The sequence below is a fragment of the uncultured Clostridium sp. genome (genome assembly GCF_963527835.1).
Lineage (GTDB): Bacteria > Bacillota > Clostridia > Clostridiales > Clostridiaceae > Clostridium.
Map to the genome: position 1 here is coordinate 34,460 of NZ_CAURTC010000026.1, position 19,637 is coordinate 54,096.

General features: G+C 26.5%; 15 protein-coding genes, 1 pseudogene and 1 other annotated feature. Of the genes and pseudogenes, 2 read left to right on the plus strand and 14 right to left on the minus strand.

Going from position 1 to position 19,637, the window contains the following annotated elements; genetic code table 11:
• Positions 1–3: 3 nt before the first annotated feature.
• The 5 genes and pseudogenes from RYM86_RS12685 to RYM86_RS12705 form a co-directional block, all read right to left on the minus strand.
• Positions 4–1,317 carry a folylpolyglutamate synthase/dihydrofolate synthase family protein gene (locus RYM86_RS12685; RefSeq protein WP_315080901.1) on the minus strand — a complete coding sequence of 438 codons (1,314 nt, stop codon included), beginning with the start codon at positions 1,315–1,317 and terminating at the stop codon, positions 4–6.
• A gap of 148 nt (positions 1,318–1,465) precedes the next feature.
• A complete protein-coding gene (locus tag RYM86_RS12690; RefSeq protein WP_315080902.1) occupies positions 1,466–1,786 on the minus strand; it encodes a putative heavy metal-binding protein in 321 nt (106 codons plus the stop codon).
• A 422-nt stretch (positions 1,787–2,208) separates the two neighbouring features.
• Positions 2,209–4,851 (minus strand): valine--tRNA ligase, encoded by a 2,643-nt coding sequence (locus RYM86_RS12695; RefSeq protein WP_315080903.1) that lies wholly within the window; start codon positions 4,849–4,851, stop codon positions 2,209–2,211.
• A gap of 346 nt (positions 4,852–5,197) precedes the next feature.
• Positions 5,198–5,496 (minus strand) — a binding site (T-box leader).
• A gap of 354 nt (positions 5,497–5,850) precedes the next feature.
• Positions 5,851–6,015 (minus strand): annotated as a pseudogene (locus tag RYM86_RS12700) (amino acid--tRNA ligase-related protein); the annotation flags it as partial.
• Between the two features lie 43 nt (positions 6,016–6,058).
• On the minus strand, positions 6,059–6,919 hold the full coding sequence (locus tag RYM86_RS12705) for an LD-carboxypeptidase (RefSeq protein WP_315080904.1): 861 nt from the start codon (positions 6,917–6,919) through the stop codon (positions 6,059–6,061).
• Positions 6,920–7,329: 410 nt separating this feature from the next.
• Here RYM86_RS12705 and RYM86_RS12710 point away from each other — a divergent pair, with 410 nt between their 5' ends.
• Together RYM86_RS12710 and RYM86_RS12715 are read left to right on the plus strand one after the other, a co-directional pair.
• A complete protein-coding gene (locus tag RYM86_RS12710) occupies positions 7,330–8,301 on the plus strand; it encodes a glycosyltransferase (protein ID WP_315080905.1) in 972 nt (323 codons plus the stop codon).
• A gap of 9 nt (positions 8,302–8,310) precedes the next feature.
• Complete coding sequence (locus tag RYM86_RS12715) at positions 8,311–8,718, plus strand: GtrA family protein (protein WP_315080907.1); 408 nt, start codon at positions 8,311–8,313, stop codon at positions 8,716–8,718.
• 272 nt (positions 8,719–8,990) lie between these two features.
• On the opposite strand, the gene RYM86_RS12720 is transcribed toward RYM86_RS12715, so the two are convergent.
• The 9 genes from RYM86_RS12720 to RYM86_RS12760 form a co-directional block, all read right to left on the minus strand.
• On the minus strand, positions 8,991–10,154 hold the full coding sequence (locus tag RYM86_RS12720; protein ID WP_315080908.1) for an iron-containing alcohol dehydrogenase: 1,164 nt from the start codon (positions 10,152–10,154) through the stop codon (positions 8,991–8,993).
• Between the two features lie 123 nt (positions 10,155–10,277).
• The gene (locus tag RYM86_RS12725) at positions 10,278–10,961 is read right to left on the minus strand and encodes an RNA pseudouridine synthase (RefSeq protein ID WP_315080910.1); all 684 of its coding nucleotides are present in this window, start codon (positions 10,959–10,961) and stop codon (positions 10,278–10,280) included.
• Positions 10,962–11,004: 43 nt separating this feature from the next.
• Positions 11,005–14,205, minus strand: a complete 3,201-nt coding sequence (locus tag RYM86_RS12730) for a two-component regulator propeller domain-containing protein (RefSeq protein ID WP_315080912.1) — start codon at positions 14,203–14,205, stop codon at positions 11,005–11,007.
• A gap of 297 nt (positions 14,206–14,502) precedes the next feature.
• Positions 14,503–15,465, minus strand: a complete 963-nt coding sequence (uvsE, locus tag RYM86_RS12735; protein WP_315080914.1) for a UV DNA damage repair endonuclease UvsE — start codon at positions 15,463–15,465, stop codon at positions 14,503–14,505.
• 253 nt (positions 15,466–15,718) lie between these two features.
• Entirely contained in the window at positions 15,719–16,330 is a 612-nt protein-coding gene (locus tag RYM86_RS12740) for a hypothetical protein (protein WP_315080915.1), read from the minus strand.
• Positions 16,331–16,713: 383 nt separating this feature from the next.
• Positions 16,714–18,075: an MATE family efflux transporter gene (locus RYM86_RS12745; RefSeq protein ID WP_315080917.1), complete on the minus strand. Its 1,362-nt coding sequence runs from the start codon at positions 18,073–18,075 to the stop codon at positions 16,714–16,716.
• Positions 18,076–18,414: 339 nt separating this feature from the next.
• Entirely contained in the window at positions 18,415–18,549 is a 135-nt protein-coding gene (locus RYM86_RS12750; RefSeq protein WP_315080919.1) for a CPC_1213 family protein, read from the minus strand.
• Between the two features lie 51 nt (positions 18,550–18,600).
• Entirely contained in the window at positions 18,601–18,747 is a 147-nt protein-coding gene (locus RYM86_RS12755) for a hypothetical protein (RefSeq protein ID WP_315080920.1), read from the minus strand.
• A 247-nt stretch (positions 18,748–18,994) separates the two neighbouring features.
• A complete protein-coding gene (locus tag RYM86_RS12760; protein ID WP_315080921.1) occupies positions 18,995–19,417 on the minus strand; it encodes a UDP-N-acetylglucosamine pyrophosphorylase in 423 nt (140 codons plus the stop codon).
• Between the last annotated feature and the right edge of the window lie 220 nt (positions 19,418–19,637).

The window sequence follows — 19,637 nt, forward strand, 5'->3', positions numbered from 1 at the left end:
ATGCTATATCATTATTTTTTGCGTTATTATTTTTCTCATATCCCCTATCATATATAATGACCCACTAATCAATATCAAATCTTCTGAAGTTGCTTCAGATAACACTATTTTAATTGCCTCTTCATAGCTGTCTAAAGCTATGGTATTTTTATTATACTTTAATATATGATTCTTCAGCTCTGTATTTAATTCAGCTCTATCACTATGAGGCGTTAATGCATAAACCTTATATGCCATTGGTGTTATTTCTTTAATCATTTCCTCTACTTGCTTATCTGCTAAAATTCCTAACAATAAAAAAACATTATTGTACTTAAAATATTTCTCCACATTATTTCTCAACATCTTTATTCCTTCTATATTGTGTGCTCCATCGATTACAATTAAAGGATTTTTATTTAATACTTCCAATCTGCCTTTCCACTTTACAGATTCAATTGAATTTCCAATTAACTCTTTATTAAGTATTAATCCCTCTCTTTCACATAATACCTCTATTGTAGTTAAAGCTACACTTAAATTTAAAATTTGATGTTCTCCCATTAATGGTAAGTTAACATTATATAATTCCTTGCCAGTATTAATTTTAACTTTTTGATAAAATTTATCATCGTACTTTACTTCTATAAATGTTCCACTATTACTGTCTATTTCGTATACTGTACTCTTTGCCATTTTAGCTTTTTCCACTATTGCTCTCATTGCTTCATTAGTTTGAGGATAGACTACTACTGGAATTTCTTCTTTTATTATTCCTGCTTTTTGCATAGCAATTTCATATAAAGAATTTCCCAAAATATTCATATGATCAAAACTAATTGATGTAATAACACTAACAATTGGAGTTATTACATTTGTTGAGTCTAATTCTCCACCAAGTCCAACCTCAATTATGGCATAATCAACTTTTTCATTATAATAATATAAATACATAAGTGATGTTAAAATCTCAAATTCTGTTGGATGATCATATCCTTCTTCAATAACCTTATCTACTGCTTTTTTTACTATATTAATTAATTCTGTTAATTTATCTTTAGGAATATTTTCACCATTAATTTGTATTCTTTCTTCAAATTCCTCTAAGTACGGTGAAGTATACATACCAACCTTATAACCCATTCCAGTTAAAATAGCTGTTATTATTGAAGTTGTAGAACCCTTACCATTAGTTCCAGCTATATGCACTAATTTTAATTTTTTTTGAGGTTCTCCTAGTAACTCTAATAATCTATAAGTTCTTTTAAGACCATAATTAGATCCAAATCTTCCAACACTACTTATATAATTCATTGCTTCTTCATAATTCATTTTCATTTGCTTCCCCTTTAATTATCTATATAAATTTGCTTATTTAACTTATATAATTAAATACATTAATACTCATTTTAGTGTTCTTAAGTTTAATTGCTTAATCCTCCTTTACTTATGCATATATCAGCACTGCTAAAAAAAATTTCTAATCTTATTCACAATAAACAGCAGTTCTTGATACTGTTACCATTAGCATCCCATTATCTGCTCCTAATACTTCATAATCAATATCTACTCCCACTACTGCATTAGCTCCCATTTGTATAGCTCTATTTTCCATTTCTTTCATAGCATTTTCTCTTGCCCCAATTAATTCATCTTCATAAGTATTAGAGCGTCCCCCAAAGAAATTAGATAATCCAGCTGCAAAGTCTTTTATAAAATTGACACCTGAGATTACTTCCCCAAATACTACTCCTTTATATTCTAAAATATTTTTACCTTCTATAGATGGTGTTGTTGTAATAATCATATACAAATTCTCCTTTATATTAATGGCTATATTTATATTATCTCATTTATTAATTATTCCATTTATATTTATTATTAACATGATTATAATATATTCTTCAATATTAGACCATCCTTTAAGATTATCTTAAGATTAAAATAACAAAGTGGCTATGCCATGCTTTTTTAGTTGAGAGTGGAAAGTTGAGAATTGAAAGTTTTGATTAAAAGTCCTATAGACTTTCCAAAAATAGATATTTTAAAATTCCACTAAGGAATTTATTCCTTTACTCTCCATTTTCAACTCTCAATTATCAACTAATATTTGCTGAAGTCTAATTTTATACATCAAAAATTCTATAATTTCTTGTATATAAGAAAAGAATTGCACGCACATTCAAATATGTGTACAATTCTCATTAAAATCACATCTTAATTATATGATTAATTTAAAGATTCAATTCTTACTTTGACAGCATCAAGCATTTCAACATACTTTTCTCTCTTTGCTTTTTCTCCATCTACAACAGCAGCTGGAGCTTTAGCAACGAATCCTGCATTTCCTAATTTTTTATCTATTCTTTCGATTTCGCCTTCTAATTTCTTAAGTTCTTTATTTAATCTTTCAAGCTCTTTATCTTTATCTACTAGGTCAAGTAATGGCATAAATAATTCTCCACCCTTAACTACTAATGATACTGCATTTTCTGGAACAATTGATTTATCAGCTATAAATTCAACTTCTGAAGCTGATGCTAATTTTTCCATGTATGCTTTACCCGCTGTAAATGCTTGTTTTGCATCCTCTGCAATATAACATATAACTTTAGCTTTTCTTGATGGTGGTACATTCATTTCAGCTCTTACGTTTCTTAATCCCTTAATAGCTTCAATAATATATGCCATATCATTTTCAGATTCTGCATTTACTAATGCTTCATCAAATATAGGCCAAGCAGAAGTTGTAATTGTTTCTTCATCTGTTAAGTGAGTGAATATTTCTTCTGTTATAAATGGCATAGCTGGATGTAGTAATTTTAATCCTGTAACTAATACAGTATTTAAAACATTGTATGCTACTCCCTTAGCTTTTTCATCTTCACCATAGAATACTGGCTTAACAAGTTCAATATACCAATCGCAGAATTCAGTCCACATGAAATCATAAACTTTTTGCATTGCAATTCCAAGTTCATATTTATCCATGTTTTCTGTAACTTCTTTAACTAATGTATTCATTTTTGATAATATCCATTTATCAGCTAATGAATATTCTTTGCAATCTTTATATTTGTTCATGATTTCTTTATCAAGGTTCATCATAACAAATCTTGAAGCATTCCAAATCTTATTAGCAAAGTTTCTTGAAGCTTCAACTCTTTCTGGATAATATCTCATATCATTTCCTGGAGCATTACCAGTTGCAATCATAAATCTTAATGCATCAGCACCATATTCACTTATTACATCTAATGGATTAACACCATTACCTAAAGATTTACTCATCTTTCTGCCTTGAGAATCTCTTATAAGTCCATGAATTAATACAGTATTAAATGGAGTCTCTCCCATACAATGAAGTCCTGAGAAGATCATTCTAGCAACCCAGAAGAAGATTATATCATGTCCAGTAACTAACACATTGTTTGGATAGAAATATTCTAAGTCTTCTGTTTTATTTGGCCAACCTAATGTTGAGAAAGGCCACAATGCTGAAGAGAACCATGTATCAAGTACGTCATTATCTTGTTCTATATTACTAGATCCACATTTACAGCATTTAGTTGGTGCTTCTTCAAGTACCATCATTTCACCACAGTCTTTACAGTAGTAAACTGGTATTCTATGTCCCCACCATAATTGTCTTGAAATACACCAATCTTGAATGTTTTCCATCCAGTTGAAGTATGTCTTATCAAATCTCTCTGGAACAAATTTAGTTTTTCCAGTCTTAACTACTTCTATAGCAGGTTTTGCTAAGTCTTCCATCTTAACATACCATTGCTTAGATATTATTGGTTCTACTGTAGTTCCACATCTATCGTGTGTACCAACATTATGAGAGTGATCTTTAACTTTAACTAGAAGTCCTAAATCCTCTAAATCCTTAACTATAGCTTTTCTAGCTTCATATCTGTCTAAACCTTTATATTTTCCACCTTTTTCATTGATAATACCCTTATCATCCATAACTCTTATGATTTCAAGGTTGTGTCGCATGCCTACTTCAAAGTCATTAGGGTCATGCGCTGGAGTCATCTTAACTGCACCAGTACCAAATTCTAAATCAACATAGTCATCTCCAACTATAGGAATTTCTCTATTTACAAGTGGTAATATTACAGTTTTACCAATAAGATGTTTGTATCTTTCATCGTTAGGGTTAACAGCTACACCACTATCTCCAAGTAATGTTTCAGGTCTTGTTGTTGCAATTTCTAAAACTCCACTTCCATCAGCTAATGGATAGTTTATATGCCAGAAGTGACCTGCTTGTTCTTCATATTCAATTTCAGCATCAGAAAGTGCTGTTTGACAATGAGTGCACCAATTAGTTATTCTATTTCCTTGATATATTAAACCTTCATTATAAAGCTTAACAAATACATGCTTTACAGCTGCACTTAAATTTTCATCCATTGTAAATGCTTCTCTTGTAAAGTCAGCAGAAACTCCAAGTTTTTTAACTTGATTTCTTATTCTTGCTCTATAATCGTTACTCCATTCCCAAACTTTTTCAAGGAATGCTTCTCTGCCCATTTCTTTTTTGTTGTAACCTTGCTTAGCAAGTTCATTTGCAACTTTAACTTCTGTTGCTATAGATGCATGGTCTTCACCTGGTAACCATAGTGCTGCATAACCTTGCATTCTTTTAAATCTTATAAGCATATCTTGAAGAGTGTCATCAAATGCGTGACCTAAGTGTAATTCACCAGTTATGTTTGGTGGTGGCATTATTATTGTAAATGGCTTCTTCTTTTTATCTACTACAGGAGTAAAATAACCTTTTTCCTCCCATGTCTTATAAATTCTGTCTTCAAATTCTTTTGGATCATAAGTTGTTGCAATATTTTTTGTTTCTGACATTTTTTTCCTCCCTATTATTTAAATTAGCTCTTGTTATTTAGGCTATGTTTTAGTAGCGTGTTGATATATACATATTTAAAACAGAGCCATTATTTAAAGCTAATTAATTATCATTTTTCTAAACTTGTTTTTGGCAAGAACAAAATCGCCAAGGCGACTTTAGAGCTGTCGATTTTTTTAGCCATGCACCCTTTCCAAACGTAGTGCAGGAATAATGGTGCGGCATATGATTCTTTTTTATTCTTTAGAGGTACTTATCATATCTCTAAAACAAGATATTCCAGAAATTATCTACAGATTCTTTAGTAATATAATTTTCTAAAGAATAAAAAAAGCCTTCAATCCATAAAAGGACGAAGACTCGCGGTACCACCTTTATTTCCACATAAGCACAATATAATGCTTTAATGGACTCTTAATTAGTTAACGATTTAGAAAAACCGTCTTTAGCTACTATTATTTCACCAAAGAAGCTCAAAAGCTACCTTCAAAACTTTTCACATAAGGGTTTTCAGCTACTCCCTCTCTCTTACTAGTTCTTTCTAAATATATAATTTATCCTAAAAGAACTGTGCTCCTCATAGCATTTTAATGAGTTTCTTATAATGCTTCTAAGTTTTTACTCCTCTTTTTCATTGCTTTTATTATTAATTTGCATTTTCTTTATTTTATAATATATTAATGGTCATGTTTTGTCAATAATCGTAGTTCAATGAAAATTTATTTACCAACCTCCTATGTTAACTAAATCTTTAAGTATTGCTTATAACTTTATCCCTATATAAATAAGTACACTTTCCTCTTTATTACTTTCTATCTTATCCAAAATTCATATATAATTATTCTTACACTTTATTTAGTCATTCACTTACTAGTAAATTAAATACTTTACTTTGCATTTCATTATTTCACCTTCTATAATATTTACTCTAAACGAACTTAGCTGTTTATATTTTCCATTATAAAGCAGCTAAGCTCATTAATCTAGTAATTACATAATTAAGGTAATAGTCTTGTTCTATCTCTAGATCTTAAGCTACCTTCTCTCACATTTTCAATTCCTAATATTCTGCAAGTTATTCTTTCAAGTCCTATTGCGAGTCCTCCATGGGGCATCATTCCATACTTAAAGTTTGACGTGTAACTTTCATATTCATTTAAATTACTTATCATTACTCTATTCATTTAATTTTTAATTGTCAAACACTTATTTCAATTTTATATTTTCACCTATAATAATACATTTTGAATCTGAACCATGACCAATTTCATTTGTTTTTATTATGGTCATATTTTTATCACTTACTATTGCTTTTACTAATTCAATTATACTAGGATTATACTTCTTATTCTCCATCTCTCTAAACTCACCTAATATTATCCCTTTTATTTCTTTAAATGCTCCTAAATGTTTGTAATGAGTTAAATATGTAGTCATCTTTGCTACATCACCACTCAAGCTCTCTAATAATAGAATTTTATCTTTAAACTTAGGCATATATTCTGTTCCAGCAAGTTTTAAAAAACAACGTATATTTCCCCCCACTACTATTCCTTCCATAGATTTTCCTTGTATCCACTTATATTCAAAATCAAAAAGGCTCTTTTTGTCTTCCATAAATGTTTCTGTAAAATTTTTAATTTGAATTTCAGAATCATCTCCAATCAAATTTCTTATTTGATAAAGATACGTTTTAATATTACTTTTAACATATAATGCATTTATAACCACAGATAAATCACTATATCCAAAAAACAATTTAGGGTTTTCTTTTATAATATCAAAATGTAAATATTCTAAGATTTCATTAGCTAAGTCTCCACCTGAAACATCAAATATAGCTTTTATACTGCTATCTTCAAAAAATTTCATTAGTTCGATAGCTCTTTCTTTTCCACTTCCATTAAATACAGAATACTTTTTAAATATTGTATTAGAAAAAACAACATTTAAACCTATATCCATTAAAATTTTTTCTAATTTGTCTATCTTTAATTCCATGCTTTTATCAAGCCCATTAGAACATGCTATAATTCCAACTTTATCACCAAAATTTAATAATTTCATAAAATTCTCCTTTTGCTATTTTTTTAATTATGTCTCTTACTTAACCTTTATTTTAATGTGTTGTTAATATATATAGTAGATAAAGTTAAATTGTAATTGGACTATACTCATTTTAGTATTTCTAACTTCAATTATAATTACAGCTTTGCTTATGTATATATAATAATTCTGCTAAGTTACAGACTTTATCTAAAGTAATTATATTTTTTCATTTATTAATGGTCAATGATAAGTTTTTATTTAAAATCGTAATTATTTAAGTTTATTTCCTATATACACTTGCTTTAGCTCAGAGTTTTGTTTACAATTTGAATATTATGGATTATAATGATTTTTGTATTTTTAGACGTTGTGAAATATTTGTGCATATGTTTTTAATATATATGTTAACAATTTGGAGGTAGTATAATATGAAAGGTTGCCTATACTTGGTAATTCCTTGTTATAATGAAGAAGCTGTATTACATGAAACAGCAAAAAGATTATTAGTAAAAATGAATTCTATGATAGATAAAAATTTTATAACATATGATAGTAAAATTTTATTTGTTAATGATGGTTCAAAAGATAAAACATGGGATATAATAGAAGAGCTTCACGCTCAAAATCCAATCTTCAGTGGAGTGAATTTATCTAGAAATAAAGGACATCAAAATGCTTTATTAGCTGGATTAATGACTGCTAAAGATTATGCTGATATAACAATATCACTAGATGCTGATCTCCAAGATGATATTGAAGTAATTGATAAATTTGTTGAAGAATATTATTCAGGCAGTGATGTTGTTTATGGTGTTAGATCATCTAGAAAAACAGATACATTTTTTAAAAGAACAACTGCTTTAGGATTTTATAAATTTATGAATGCTCTTGGTGTAGATGTTATGTACAATCATGCTGACTATAGACTTATGAGTAATAGAGCTTTAGAAGGATTAAGTCAATTTAAAGAAGTTAATTTATTCTTGAGAGGTATTGTTCCCTTAATTGGTTATAAATATTCTGTTGTAGAATATGAACGTCATGAAAGATTTGCTGGTGAATCAAAATATCCATTAAAGAAAATGGTTGCTTTTGCATTAGATGGAATTACATCTTTTAGTATAAAACCAATAAGAATAATTACTGGATTAGGATTTTTCATATTTTTTGTTAGTTTTATAGCTTTAATATATTCACTTATAGTTAAATTCTTAGGCAAAACAGTTACTGGTTGGACTTCATTAACTTTATCTATTTGGATGCTTGGTGGAATACAACTTTTATCTTTAGGAGTAATTGGTGAATATATAGGTAAAATATATAATGAAACAAAACAAAGACCTCGTTTCATTATTGCTGATAAATTAATAAAAACTGATGAAGATAAAACTGATATGTAGGTGACTATATTGGATAAACTTATATTAAAATTTAAAGACACTTTTTTTTCAAAACAATTTTTCATTTTTGTAACAATAGGGATTATAAACACATTTATTGGTGTTATTTTTTCCTATATATTTTCAAACTTTTTAAATGAAAATGTAGCTTTTATAGTAGGTTATATTTGTGGATTATTTGTATCTTATTTATTAAACAGTTTCTTTACATTTAAAGAAGAATTAGATCTTAAGAAATTTATAAAATTTGCGATTTCATATATACCAAATTTTATTATACAAAATATAGTTGTCCTTATAGTGTTTAATATTATGGGCTTACACAAGCTTATAGCTTATGTTTTAGCAGCTATAATTGGTGTTCCTATAACATTTGTATTAATGAAATTCTTTGCATTTAAACATAAAGAACAATGATATAAATAAAAAAGTTACTACATGATAAATATACTTTACATGTAGTAACTTTTATTTTTATATTAATTATATATATTTATATATGCAATAGGTAAAGTGGCATCGTAATTGGACTTTGAGAATTCTTAATAAGTATTGTCATATTTACTGCTTGTTACAATTTTATATTGGGAGCAAGCTAAAATGGGACTATACTTATTTTAGTATTCCTAAGTTCAATTACTAAGTCCACTTTGCTTATGCATATATAAACATTTTTATGAAACATACATTTATAATGCAGCTTTATATATTTTTACTACATCTTCTGGCGTAAGTGGTTTAAAACCATATTCTAAACCTGATTTTACTGCTTTTTGTGCCATAATTTCAAAGTTTTCTTCTCCAATTCCAATTTCTTTTAATGTTGATGGAATTCCTAACTCTTTAAAGAATTTTGCTGTTTTATCTATTGCAGTATTAGCTATAGTATAATCATCTAAATTTTCATCTATATTCCATACATTAACTCCATATTCAACAAATTTATATAAAGTTTCGTCATTTAAAACATATCTCATCCAATGAGGTGTTAAAATTGCTAGACCAACTCCATGTGTTATATCATAGAATGCACTTAATTCATGTTCCATTGGATGCACTGACCACGCTCCAGCTGTTCCATATGATATTAACCCATTAATAGCTAAACTAGAAGCCCACATTAAATTTGCTCTTGCTTCATAATTATTAGGTTCTTCTATTACTATTTTTCCATATTTCATGCATGCCTTAAGTAGTCCCTCTGCAGTTCTAGCTTGAATAAATGCACCTTTAGTGTTATTGAAATAATTTTCAAATATATGGCTCATGATATCTGCTGTTCCTGCTGCTGTTTGATTTTTAGGAACAGAATAAGTATACTCTGGATCTAATATTGAAACTTTAGGTTTCATTTTATCATTGCCTACACCTATTTTTTCATTTTTACTCATATCAGATATTACTGCAAATTGGTCCATTTCTGAGCCAGTTGCTGATAAAGTCAAGATAGTTATTATAGGTAACACTGTTGTTATTTTACTTGAATCTAATACAATATCCCATGGATCTTTATCATAATTTACTCCTGCTGCAATAACTTTAGCACAATCTATTGTACTGCCTCCTCCAACAGCTAACACAACTTCTACATTATTGTTTCTACAAAGCTTTATACCTTCTCTAACAGACTCTATTCTAGGATTTGGAGCTATATTAGAAAGTTCTACATATGATATATTATTATCTTTTAATATTTTTATCATATCATCATATAAACCTATTCTTTTAATGCTTCCCCCACCATATACAACAAGAACTTTACTTCCATATTTTTTTATGGAATTTCCTAAGTGTTTTATTTGACCCTTTCCAAAATAAACTTCAGTTGGTATTGAGTAACTAAATTTTTCCATATAAACTCTCTCCTTACAATATATTTTATATTTGGTTATGTTTTTAATATATATTGATATATTCAATATGTAAAGTAGCATTGTAATATAACCTTATATGTATATACATATAAAAAATTTTTATTACTTAGAATTTTTTAACCTTTCTATTTCTTCTTCTGATAAATAACGCCATTTACCATATTCTAAATTTTCAAGTTTAATATTCATAATTCGCATTCTTTTTAATTTTTGAACAGTATAACCAAATGTTTTGCTCATTCTTCTAATTTGCTTATTAAGTCCTTGGGTTAAAATAATATTAAACGTGTCTTCTGAAATTCTCCTTATCTTACATGGTTTTGTTTTCACATTGCATATCTCAACACCATTTGCCATACCTAATATAAACTCATCATCAAATGATCTATCTAAAGTAACTATATATTCTTTTTCATGTTGATTTTCAGACTCTAAAATCTTATTAGCCAAATCTCCATCATTAGTTAATAAAATTAATCCTTGAGATGCTTTATCTAATCTTCCAACTGGAAATATATATTCATGATAATTCATAAAATTTATTATATTATTTTCAATTTCATCTGCTGCAGTACAAGTTACTCCTACTGGTTTATTTAAAGCTATATATATTTTTTCCTTTATTGGAAGAGGCTTATTATCAAGAAGAATTTCATCATCCAATTCAACCCACTGCCCTTGTATGCAAGGAAGTCCATTCACTATTATTCTATTTTCTTCAATCAATTTACTGGTATACTTCCTTGAACAAATACCTAAATTACTAAAAAGTTTATTTATTCTCATGTTTTGTCTCACAACCTTAAAAACTTAATTACACATATAAATTTTACATTATATTAGTTGGTAATATTATAACAAATTCACAGCCTTTTCCGATATCACTATTAACATATATTTTTCCCTTATGTAGATCTATAATATGTTTGGTTATAGTTAATCCTAATCCACTTCCACCTTTTGATTCAGAATTTGCATCTATAATTTGATTAAATCTATCAAATACTGCTTTATGATATTTAGGATCTATTCCAATACCAGTATCTTTAACTGTAATTATAACTTTATTATTTAATTCTTTTAATGTTACTTTTATTTCTCCTCCTTCTGGAGTAAATTTAGCTGCATTACTTACTAAATTAACTATACATCTTTCAATCTCATAACTATCACACATTATAATTTTTTCTTCCATTTCTGGATCTATAATTAAGTGTATTCCTTTATTTTCAATGTAATCTTTTAAACTTAAAGAAGTTTCTTCAACTAAGTATACTATATCATTTTCCTTTAAATTTATTTCATATCTTCCACTTTCAATTTTATTTGTATCTATTATGTTATTTATTAACTTTAATAATCTATTTGAATTTCTTTTTATTATCTTCATATAATAACTTAACTTCTCTTTATCTATTCCATCATCTTGTTTATTTAATTCTGAAATTAGTTGTTCAGTAGATGAAATAACATTTAACGGCGTTCTAAGTTCATGTGATAAATTTACAAAGTAATTATTTTTCCTTCTTTCTAAGTCTATTACTTTATCAAATAACTTTATGTTTTTTTCCATTTCATCCTTTAATTGTTTTGTCCTTTTTTCAACCATTCTATCTAAATTTTTCAGTTTAGTAATACTTAAATATATTATCAAAAGAATCATAAAAAAATACATAAATATAGCTTCTGAACTTTTCCATAAAGGTGGCTTTATAATAAATTTAACTTGATTCTCTTTACTTATATCTCCATATCCATTCATTACTTTAACTTTTAATATATGTTTTCCTGGTTTTAAATTATTATATACAAATTCATTTTCATTGCTAACTATCCAATCACTATCTACACTTGATAATTTATAATAATATTTTGTATTATTAGTATTTCTAAAATCTGGTACGAATATTTTAGCCTTTATCATATTTTCATACCAATCAAATTTCATATCATTTATATCATTATACTCTTTCCCCTTTACTTCAAATTCATCAAATATAGCATATTCTGAATAAGCTTTCTCACTTATTTCTTTTGAATCAAATATATTTATTCCATTAATTCCACCAAATATGAATTCGCCCTTATTATTTTTAAAATAGCTATTACCATTAAACTCATTGCTTTGTAATCCATTTGAAGTATTTAAATTAAAAAAAGTATTAGTATTTATATCAAGTTTTGAAATGCCATAATTAGTGCTTACCCATGGATTATTGTTTTTATCTATTAAAATTCCATAGATAGTATTGTTAGCCAATCCATTTTTTTCTGTATATCGTGTAAATTTTTCAGATTTTTTATTAAACTTATTTATTCCATAATTAGTCCCTACCCATAAATTATTATTTTTATCTTCTGTTATGGATATTATAGAATTAGAACTTAGTGTATTCTTATTATTTTCATCTTTTTTATATATTTTTATATAATTATTTTCAGGATTTATTTTTATTAATCCACCTTCTATATACGATCCTATCCAGCACATCCCTGCTGAATCTTGAAATATTGAATAAAAATATGTATCTATAACACCATTTTTTTTGAAAATATCTGTTAAATTAGTTATCTCATAAGTTTTAGTATTTAAAACGTTAATTCCATCAGCAGTACCTATCCATAAATAATCTTTATTGTCTATAAGTAAGCTCACTATTTTATTATGACTTAATCCATCACTTACTGTGAATGATTTTATTTTTTTAGTATTTTTATCAAATTTGCTTAATCCATTATCAGTAGCTATCCATATATCATTTCCTCTACCTGTAATAAAATTTATTTTGTCACTAATTAAATTTGAATTATCAGTATTTAAGTGATTAACAAAATTAATTTTAGTATTTAAAATATTTACTCCATCTTTATCTGTTCCTATCCAAAGTAACTCCTCATCATCTTCATAAATACCTTGAATAGAATTACTACTTAATGAATTTTTTTCACTTGGATTTTTTTTATAATGACGAATATTATTATTAGGATCAAAAGTACTAATTCCTGAATACGTTCCAACCCACATAAGTCCTGTTCTATCTTCTATTATTGAAAATGTATTATTATCTGTTAAACTGTATTTATCATATATTTTATTTAAATATGTAATAAACTCATTATTTTTTTCATCATATTTAGCTAACCCCTCATCAGTACATATCCAAGTTACACCATTGCTATCTCTTAAAATATCTTTTATAAATCCACCTTGAAGAGCATTAGTTTTTGATTCATCCACTGTATATTCTGTTATTTTATTTGTCTCTGTTGATACTTTTAGTAATCCTGCACCAAAAGTCCCAACCCAAACATATCCATGATTATCCGCATATACTTTGTATATTGACTTTTCTATTGTATTCTCTTCATTATATAATTGTATTACTTCTTTTTTATTTATATCAATTTTATTTAATCCACATTCAGTTCCAATCCATAAATTCCCTTCTTCATCTTCATCTAAGCTATATATTACTTGATTACTAAGAATTTGTTTATTATCATCATATAGTATTCTTTCAAATTTATCTTCATGTTCATCATAAACATTTAGTCCATCTGCGGTAGCCACTAGTACATTTCCATCTTTAGTTATCAATATATCGCAAATATTGTAATTTGATAAATTCCCTTTTTCCTTATCTTCATAGTAATTTTTTATTTCATAAGTATTTAAATTAATTTTGCTTAATCCATTAGATGTTCCTACCCATAAATTTTCTTTTGTATCTTCTTTTATAGCTAATATCACATTATTAGCTATACTATCTATAGAATCATCTTTGTACCTATATGTCTTAAAATTCTTACCATTATATTTACTCAAACCATTTTGAGTACCTATCCATATGTATCCCTTACTATCTTGGAAAATTGTCTCTACAGAAGATTGAGGTAACCCATCTTCTATTGTAATACTTTTAAAATTAACCACAGATGCTTGTACATTATTATAGCAATTAGTGAATAAAGTATTGCATATTAATATTATTACTAGTAATGCCCCTATCTTTTTTAGTAATATATTCATCTCTTCTCCTTTTTTTACAATAGTTATATACATAATTATACTACAATACTATTTTTTAATACAATATTTTATATTAATAACTCTACTTTCCAATTAATTTTTGTTTTATTTTTAAATATTTTAAATTTTATTTTAAATTTAATGAAATTTCATCCATTAGTCATTTTACAACACATAACTTATTTAATTTTCATAGTAATAAAAAATAAAACAATTTTAAACTAATGAAAAGGAGTAATTATTCTATTATAAACACATCTATTTTTAGCCTGAAAGATATTATTTCAGGCTTTTTACTTAAACCTCAAAAGTACTTTTATCAATCCATTTATAATTAGGCTTAATTTCTTTTATTTCTTCTACTAATTTAAATAGCGCTAGATCCTTCTGTTTACATTCAAGCATAACATCAAAATCTCTATCTATTACTTTCGTTTTTTCGATGAAATCAACAAAATCACTTGAATTTATAAAATCTGAATGCTTTCTATCTTTTTCATTTTCCCTAGGGCTAGAAAAATGGATTTTGGGTGGTAATGATTCTTCATTCCAAGTATTAAAAATACCTTCAATTAACTCCATTATTCTTTCTCCAGAATTATTACAATTATGATGATGAGCATCTAACACCATAGGTACTCTTAATTCTTCACATACATTTAAAATTTCATTTGCAGTATAAGTCTTATCATCATTTTCTATAATTAATTTTGAAGTTATTTCTATAGGGAATTTTTTAAAATTAGTAATAAATCTTTTAATTCCTTCTTCTTTTCCACCTGTAGCTCCACCAAGATGTATTACCATTTTTCCTTCTTTATAATCAAAATCTTCAAACCATTCTGCTTGACGTATTAAATTTAATTTTGTATTTTCAACAACTTGAGGATTTATACTATTTATAACGTTAAATTCATCTGGATGAGTGTCTACTCTCATATTAGATTCTTTTATAATCTCACCTATATATTTAAAGTCTTTTTTAAATAGTTCCCGGTGTCCCCAATATCCCACTTCTGGATGAGTGACTAGAGGAATCAAAGCTGATGTTATTCTATAGAAATGTATATTATTTTCTATATTATATCCAAGTATTTTTATTAAGTCATTTAAGTTAGATAACGTAACTGATTTTAATTTTTCACTCTTCTTTTCTTGTTCTGTTATTTTGCTATAATTTTTAAAAGTTACTGTACTAGAACTAGTAACTTTTTTTCCTAAATTCATTGCAATTGAAACATATCCTAATCTTACTTTCATCAACATTCTCCTATATTACCAAAAGAATTACCTATCTTTTATTTTTGTACCAATTAGCTATCCATATTCCTATTAAGCATACTATAATAAATATTACTAAAATTATATACCAAGGCATAAATAACACATCCTTATAAAATTTATTCTTATTTTATAAGGATGTGTTATTTTAATTATATTTATTCTTTTAATGAAAATTACTTTTTATTAATATTATAAACTTAAAATTTTTATTCTAAGTTATGTACTAAATTTAATTTATAGATTTAATACTATACCTATCTTTTATAGGCACAACCTTAATCTTTAAAACATTAAGAAGTTTTTCTAAACTTTTAACTTGATTTATATACTTTATATTGTTCTTTGCAATTAATTTTTCTATAATTTTAATAATATCAGATTTTTCATCTGCATTTAATCTGCAATTATTTTTTAGACATTCTCTATTAATATAAGTTAATGTAGTCCAAATTTGTTCTTCTGATATCTTATTTATGTCCATTAATACCCATGTGAAATCTTTTCTTCTGTTCTTTTCTGGATAAGCTTTTTTAAAAAATGTTATAAACCCATTTTCTTTTTTAGGATCTTTTATTGAAACATACTTTCCAAGTTGTGCTTTAAGTTGATTTTTTAAATACATAATAGTGTTTGGTTTTATTTTATCAGCCATAGCATCTATGCTATCATAAATAAAATTATAAGTATCTTGAATTTGCTCCTCATTAACATTTGATTTTTTAAGTATTCTCGTTTTTTCTATATAATCTAATACATTTTTCTTACAATCCAATTCTTTATTATATATTTTTTCCCATATTTCTTTTGTGCTTAATCCTTCTAACATTATATTTTCTTCCATATTACGTCATCCTCTGCATATTATTATTTACTACTAGTTTTACTTAAATCTAATTCAATATATATGTTCTAAGTAAGTTAATACATTTATAATCTTTTATATAATTTTTATAGACAATTATATCTTTAATAAACAATATCTAGTTAGAAGCATATATATCATAAATTTTCTATATAAGTTCCTCACTATACTGGTAAGTCATGTTATTTGTAAATATTTTTAGATTTATATTAATGAACAAACTTTATTGGAACTTATATAATCATATCATATTACTAATAAACTTAAAAATTTCACTTAAAACAATGTACACTATTTATATAAATTATCTCTTTATTATATTTGATACTTTATTTAAATTTTAAAACTATTATTTAAATTTCTCATACAACTTTATGTTTAAGCCATTTTTCACCTTTAAGCCTAAAACAATACATTATTCCCCTAATCAACCAATCTGTATACATTCCGATCCAAATTCCCAAAACACCAAGTTCAAATACTATTCCTAAAATGTATCCTATAAATATTCTAAAAATCCACATTCCCACAAAAGCTGTTAACATAGTATATCTTGTATCTCCAGCTCCCTTTAACCCTGATGATAATATAAAAGAAATAGGCCATACCATTAAAGCCACGCTATTACTTTTAATTAATGTAGATGAAAGTTTTATTACCTCTATATTATCTGTATAAAAAGAAGATACCCATTCTGAAATAGGAATAAATATTAAACCTATTGCTACTAAACATACTGTTCCAAATTTAGTTAAATAAACAAGTGTGCTTTTGGCACCTTTTGTATCATCTCTTCCTACATATTGACCTACTAAAGTTGTTGCGGCTAAACATAGCGCATTTCCTGGTACTGCAACAATAGTTGCTATTGATGAACCTATTGCATTTGCTGCTATTGATGCGGTTCCCATAGTTACTATAAATATTTGAACAATTAATTTTCCTGCATTAAAAAGTACTTGCTCAACACCTGCTGGTATTCCTATATTAAATATACTCTTTTGTGTTTCTAAATCAAATTTAAATGGGAAAATTTTTCTCATTCTTATAACTCTGCTTCCTCTGACTAAAACAATTCCTATAAGAATTGTTCCAACCAATCTTGCAATTGCAATTGATATGGCAGCGCCATCTATTCCATATGATGTTGTATTTAAAACATATCCTAATAACTTAACATCTTTTATTCCATAAATTAATATATATCCTAAAATTATATTAATAATATTCATAAACATTGTAATATACATGGGTGTTTTTGTATCTCCACATCCTCTTAATACTCCATTTGCAATTTGCTGCACTGCAATAAAAGGATACGTAATAAGTGTAAGTTCTAAATATATTTTTGCATTTGATTTTACTAACTCTTCCGCAGTACCATACAAAGAGTTAATCATTGGAACACGCAAAATCCACATTAAAATACTTATTAAAGCAGCTAAACAGCATCCAGATACCAAAGCTTGTCTAGCTGTTTCATTTGCTTTTTTATGATTTTCTTTTCCAATATGTTGTGCAACAACTACAGTAGCTCCAACAGATAAGGCCGCAAAAAAAGATATAAACATATTATTTATTGAATCTACCATTCCAATTGCAGAAACAGCTTCTTCCCCTATATGCCCTGCCATCATTGTATTACATACACCTAAAAGCATAACAAATGTTTGCTCTATTATTATTGGTATAGCTAATTTCAAAACATTTTTTCTTATAAACATACTATAGCCCTCTTTCTCCTCTAATAACTATACTTCTCCCTCACAGTATAATTTACTAGTTTTTAAATGGTTGTTTAACGCAATTATATTATATTACTCCTAAACTCAAAAATTTTCCAGTAATATATTGTATAATATTTATATAGTTAATAATCCTGATTCTAAAATTCCTCACTTCAAAGTTGGTAAAAGTAGATGTTTTTACTAAAGAAGGATTGGATAAATTATTAGAGAGTACTTATTCCCTTAATTTTGGTGTGAAATAAAAAATATTTTAACTCTTTAAAAAAATGAGGTATTAGTAAATTTACTAATACCTCATTTTTTGTAATAGCTTAATTAAATTTTAAAATCAGTTGGATCATATGGTTTCGCTTTTGGTTCACCAAATACAGCTTTTATGCTTTCTGCTTGAGGATTATGTTTTAAACTTTTATGTTTGTTTGTATGTTTCTTCTTCATGCTGTTATCCATAACTATCACCTCAAGAGTAGTATGTCCAATTAAGCTTGTTTTATACTTTGATTAAAAATGATCTTTTTCTTTATGTGAAGGCGCACCTATCTTTTTCCCATTAACAATACCTAAGTCTGAATTTTCTTTAGGATCTATTTTTCTAAGTTTAGCATTTGATTTAGGTCTATCTTTTAACCTATTTTTATTATTATCCATTTATCTCACCTCGCTTTATTAATATGTTGTGTTTATATATTTTTTTTATACTAAAAGTAATTCATCAAAATTAAGTTCTATTTGAATGTATTGTTATAATTAAATTCTCTTTTAAGTTAATATTTTAATATATAAATCAATAACTTTGAAACATATTTTTCACTATCATATAAATATAAAATTTTAAATAAAAAAATCTCAAATCCATTTTTTATAATCAATTTGAGATTAATATATCTATGTATTTCTATTTTATAAGTTTTACCACTTCATCTGCACTAGCTTTTATAGTAAATATCATATTTTCGTCAATTCTTAATTTACATTCATTTTGATTAACTTTTATTTCATTTGAATTTAATTTATTTTTATTAGATAGTTCCATATATCTAGTTGAAGATATTTCTACATTAAATTTTTTTTCTTTTGCTCCAGTAAGCTTTAATGTACTTCCTTGTCCGTTATTATCTTTTATTCTTATATCTATAATATTATTTCCTTTGCTACTACAACCTAAAGTTAATCCTGGAACTCTTTGTATATTAGCCATTCCTCTTAATGTCATCCAACCACCGTTTAATGTTGATTTTATTAGTAAATCTAGTTCATGGTTTTTTTCTAATTTTTTTAAAACTTGACCTAATTCAAATATTGTTAATTCTAATTTCATTTAAAATTCACCTCTTTATTTTTACATAAGTATAATAAAATTATATCCTAACGTAGATTTAATTTAAACATTTAAATAATAGGCTGTGTTTTAAAATATATGTTGATATATGCAATAGGCAAAGAGGCATTGTAATTGGACTTTGAGAATAGTTAAGTGAAAATCAAAAGTAAGTGTCCAAAAGTGAATGTCCAAATTTTACATTTGGAAACAGGAACTT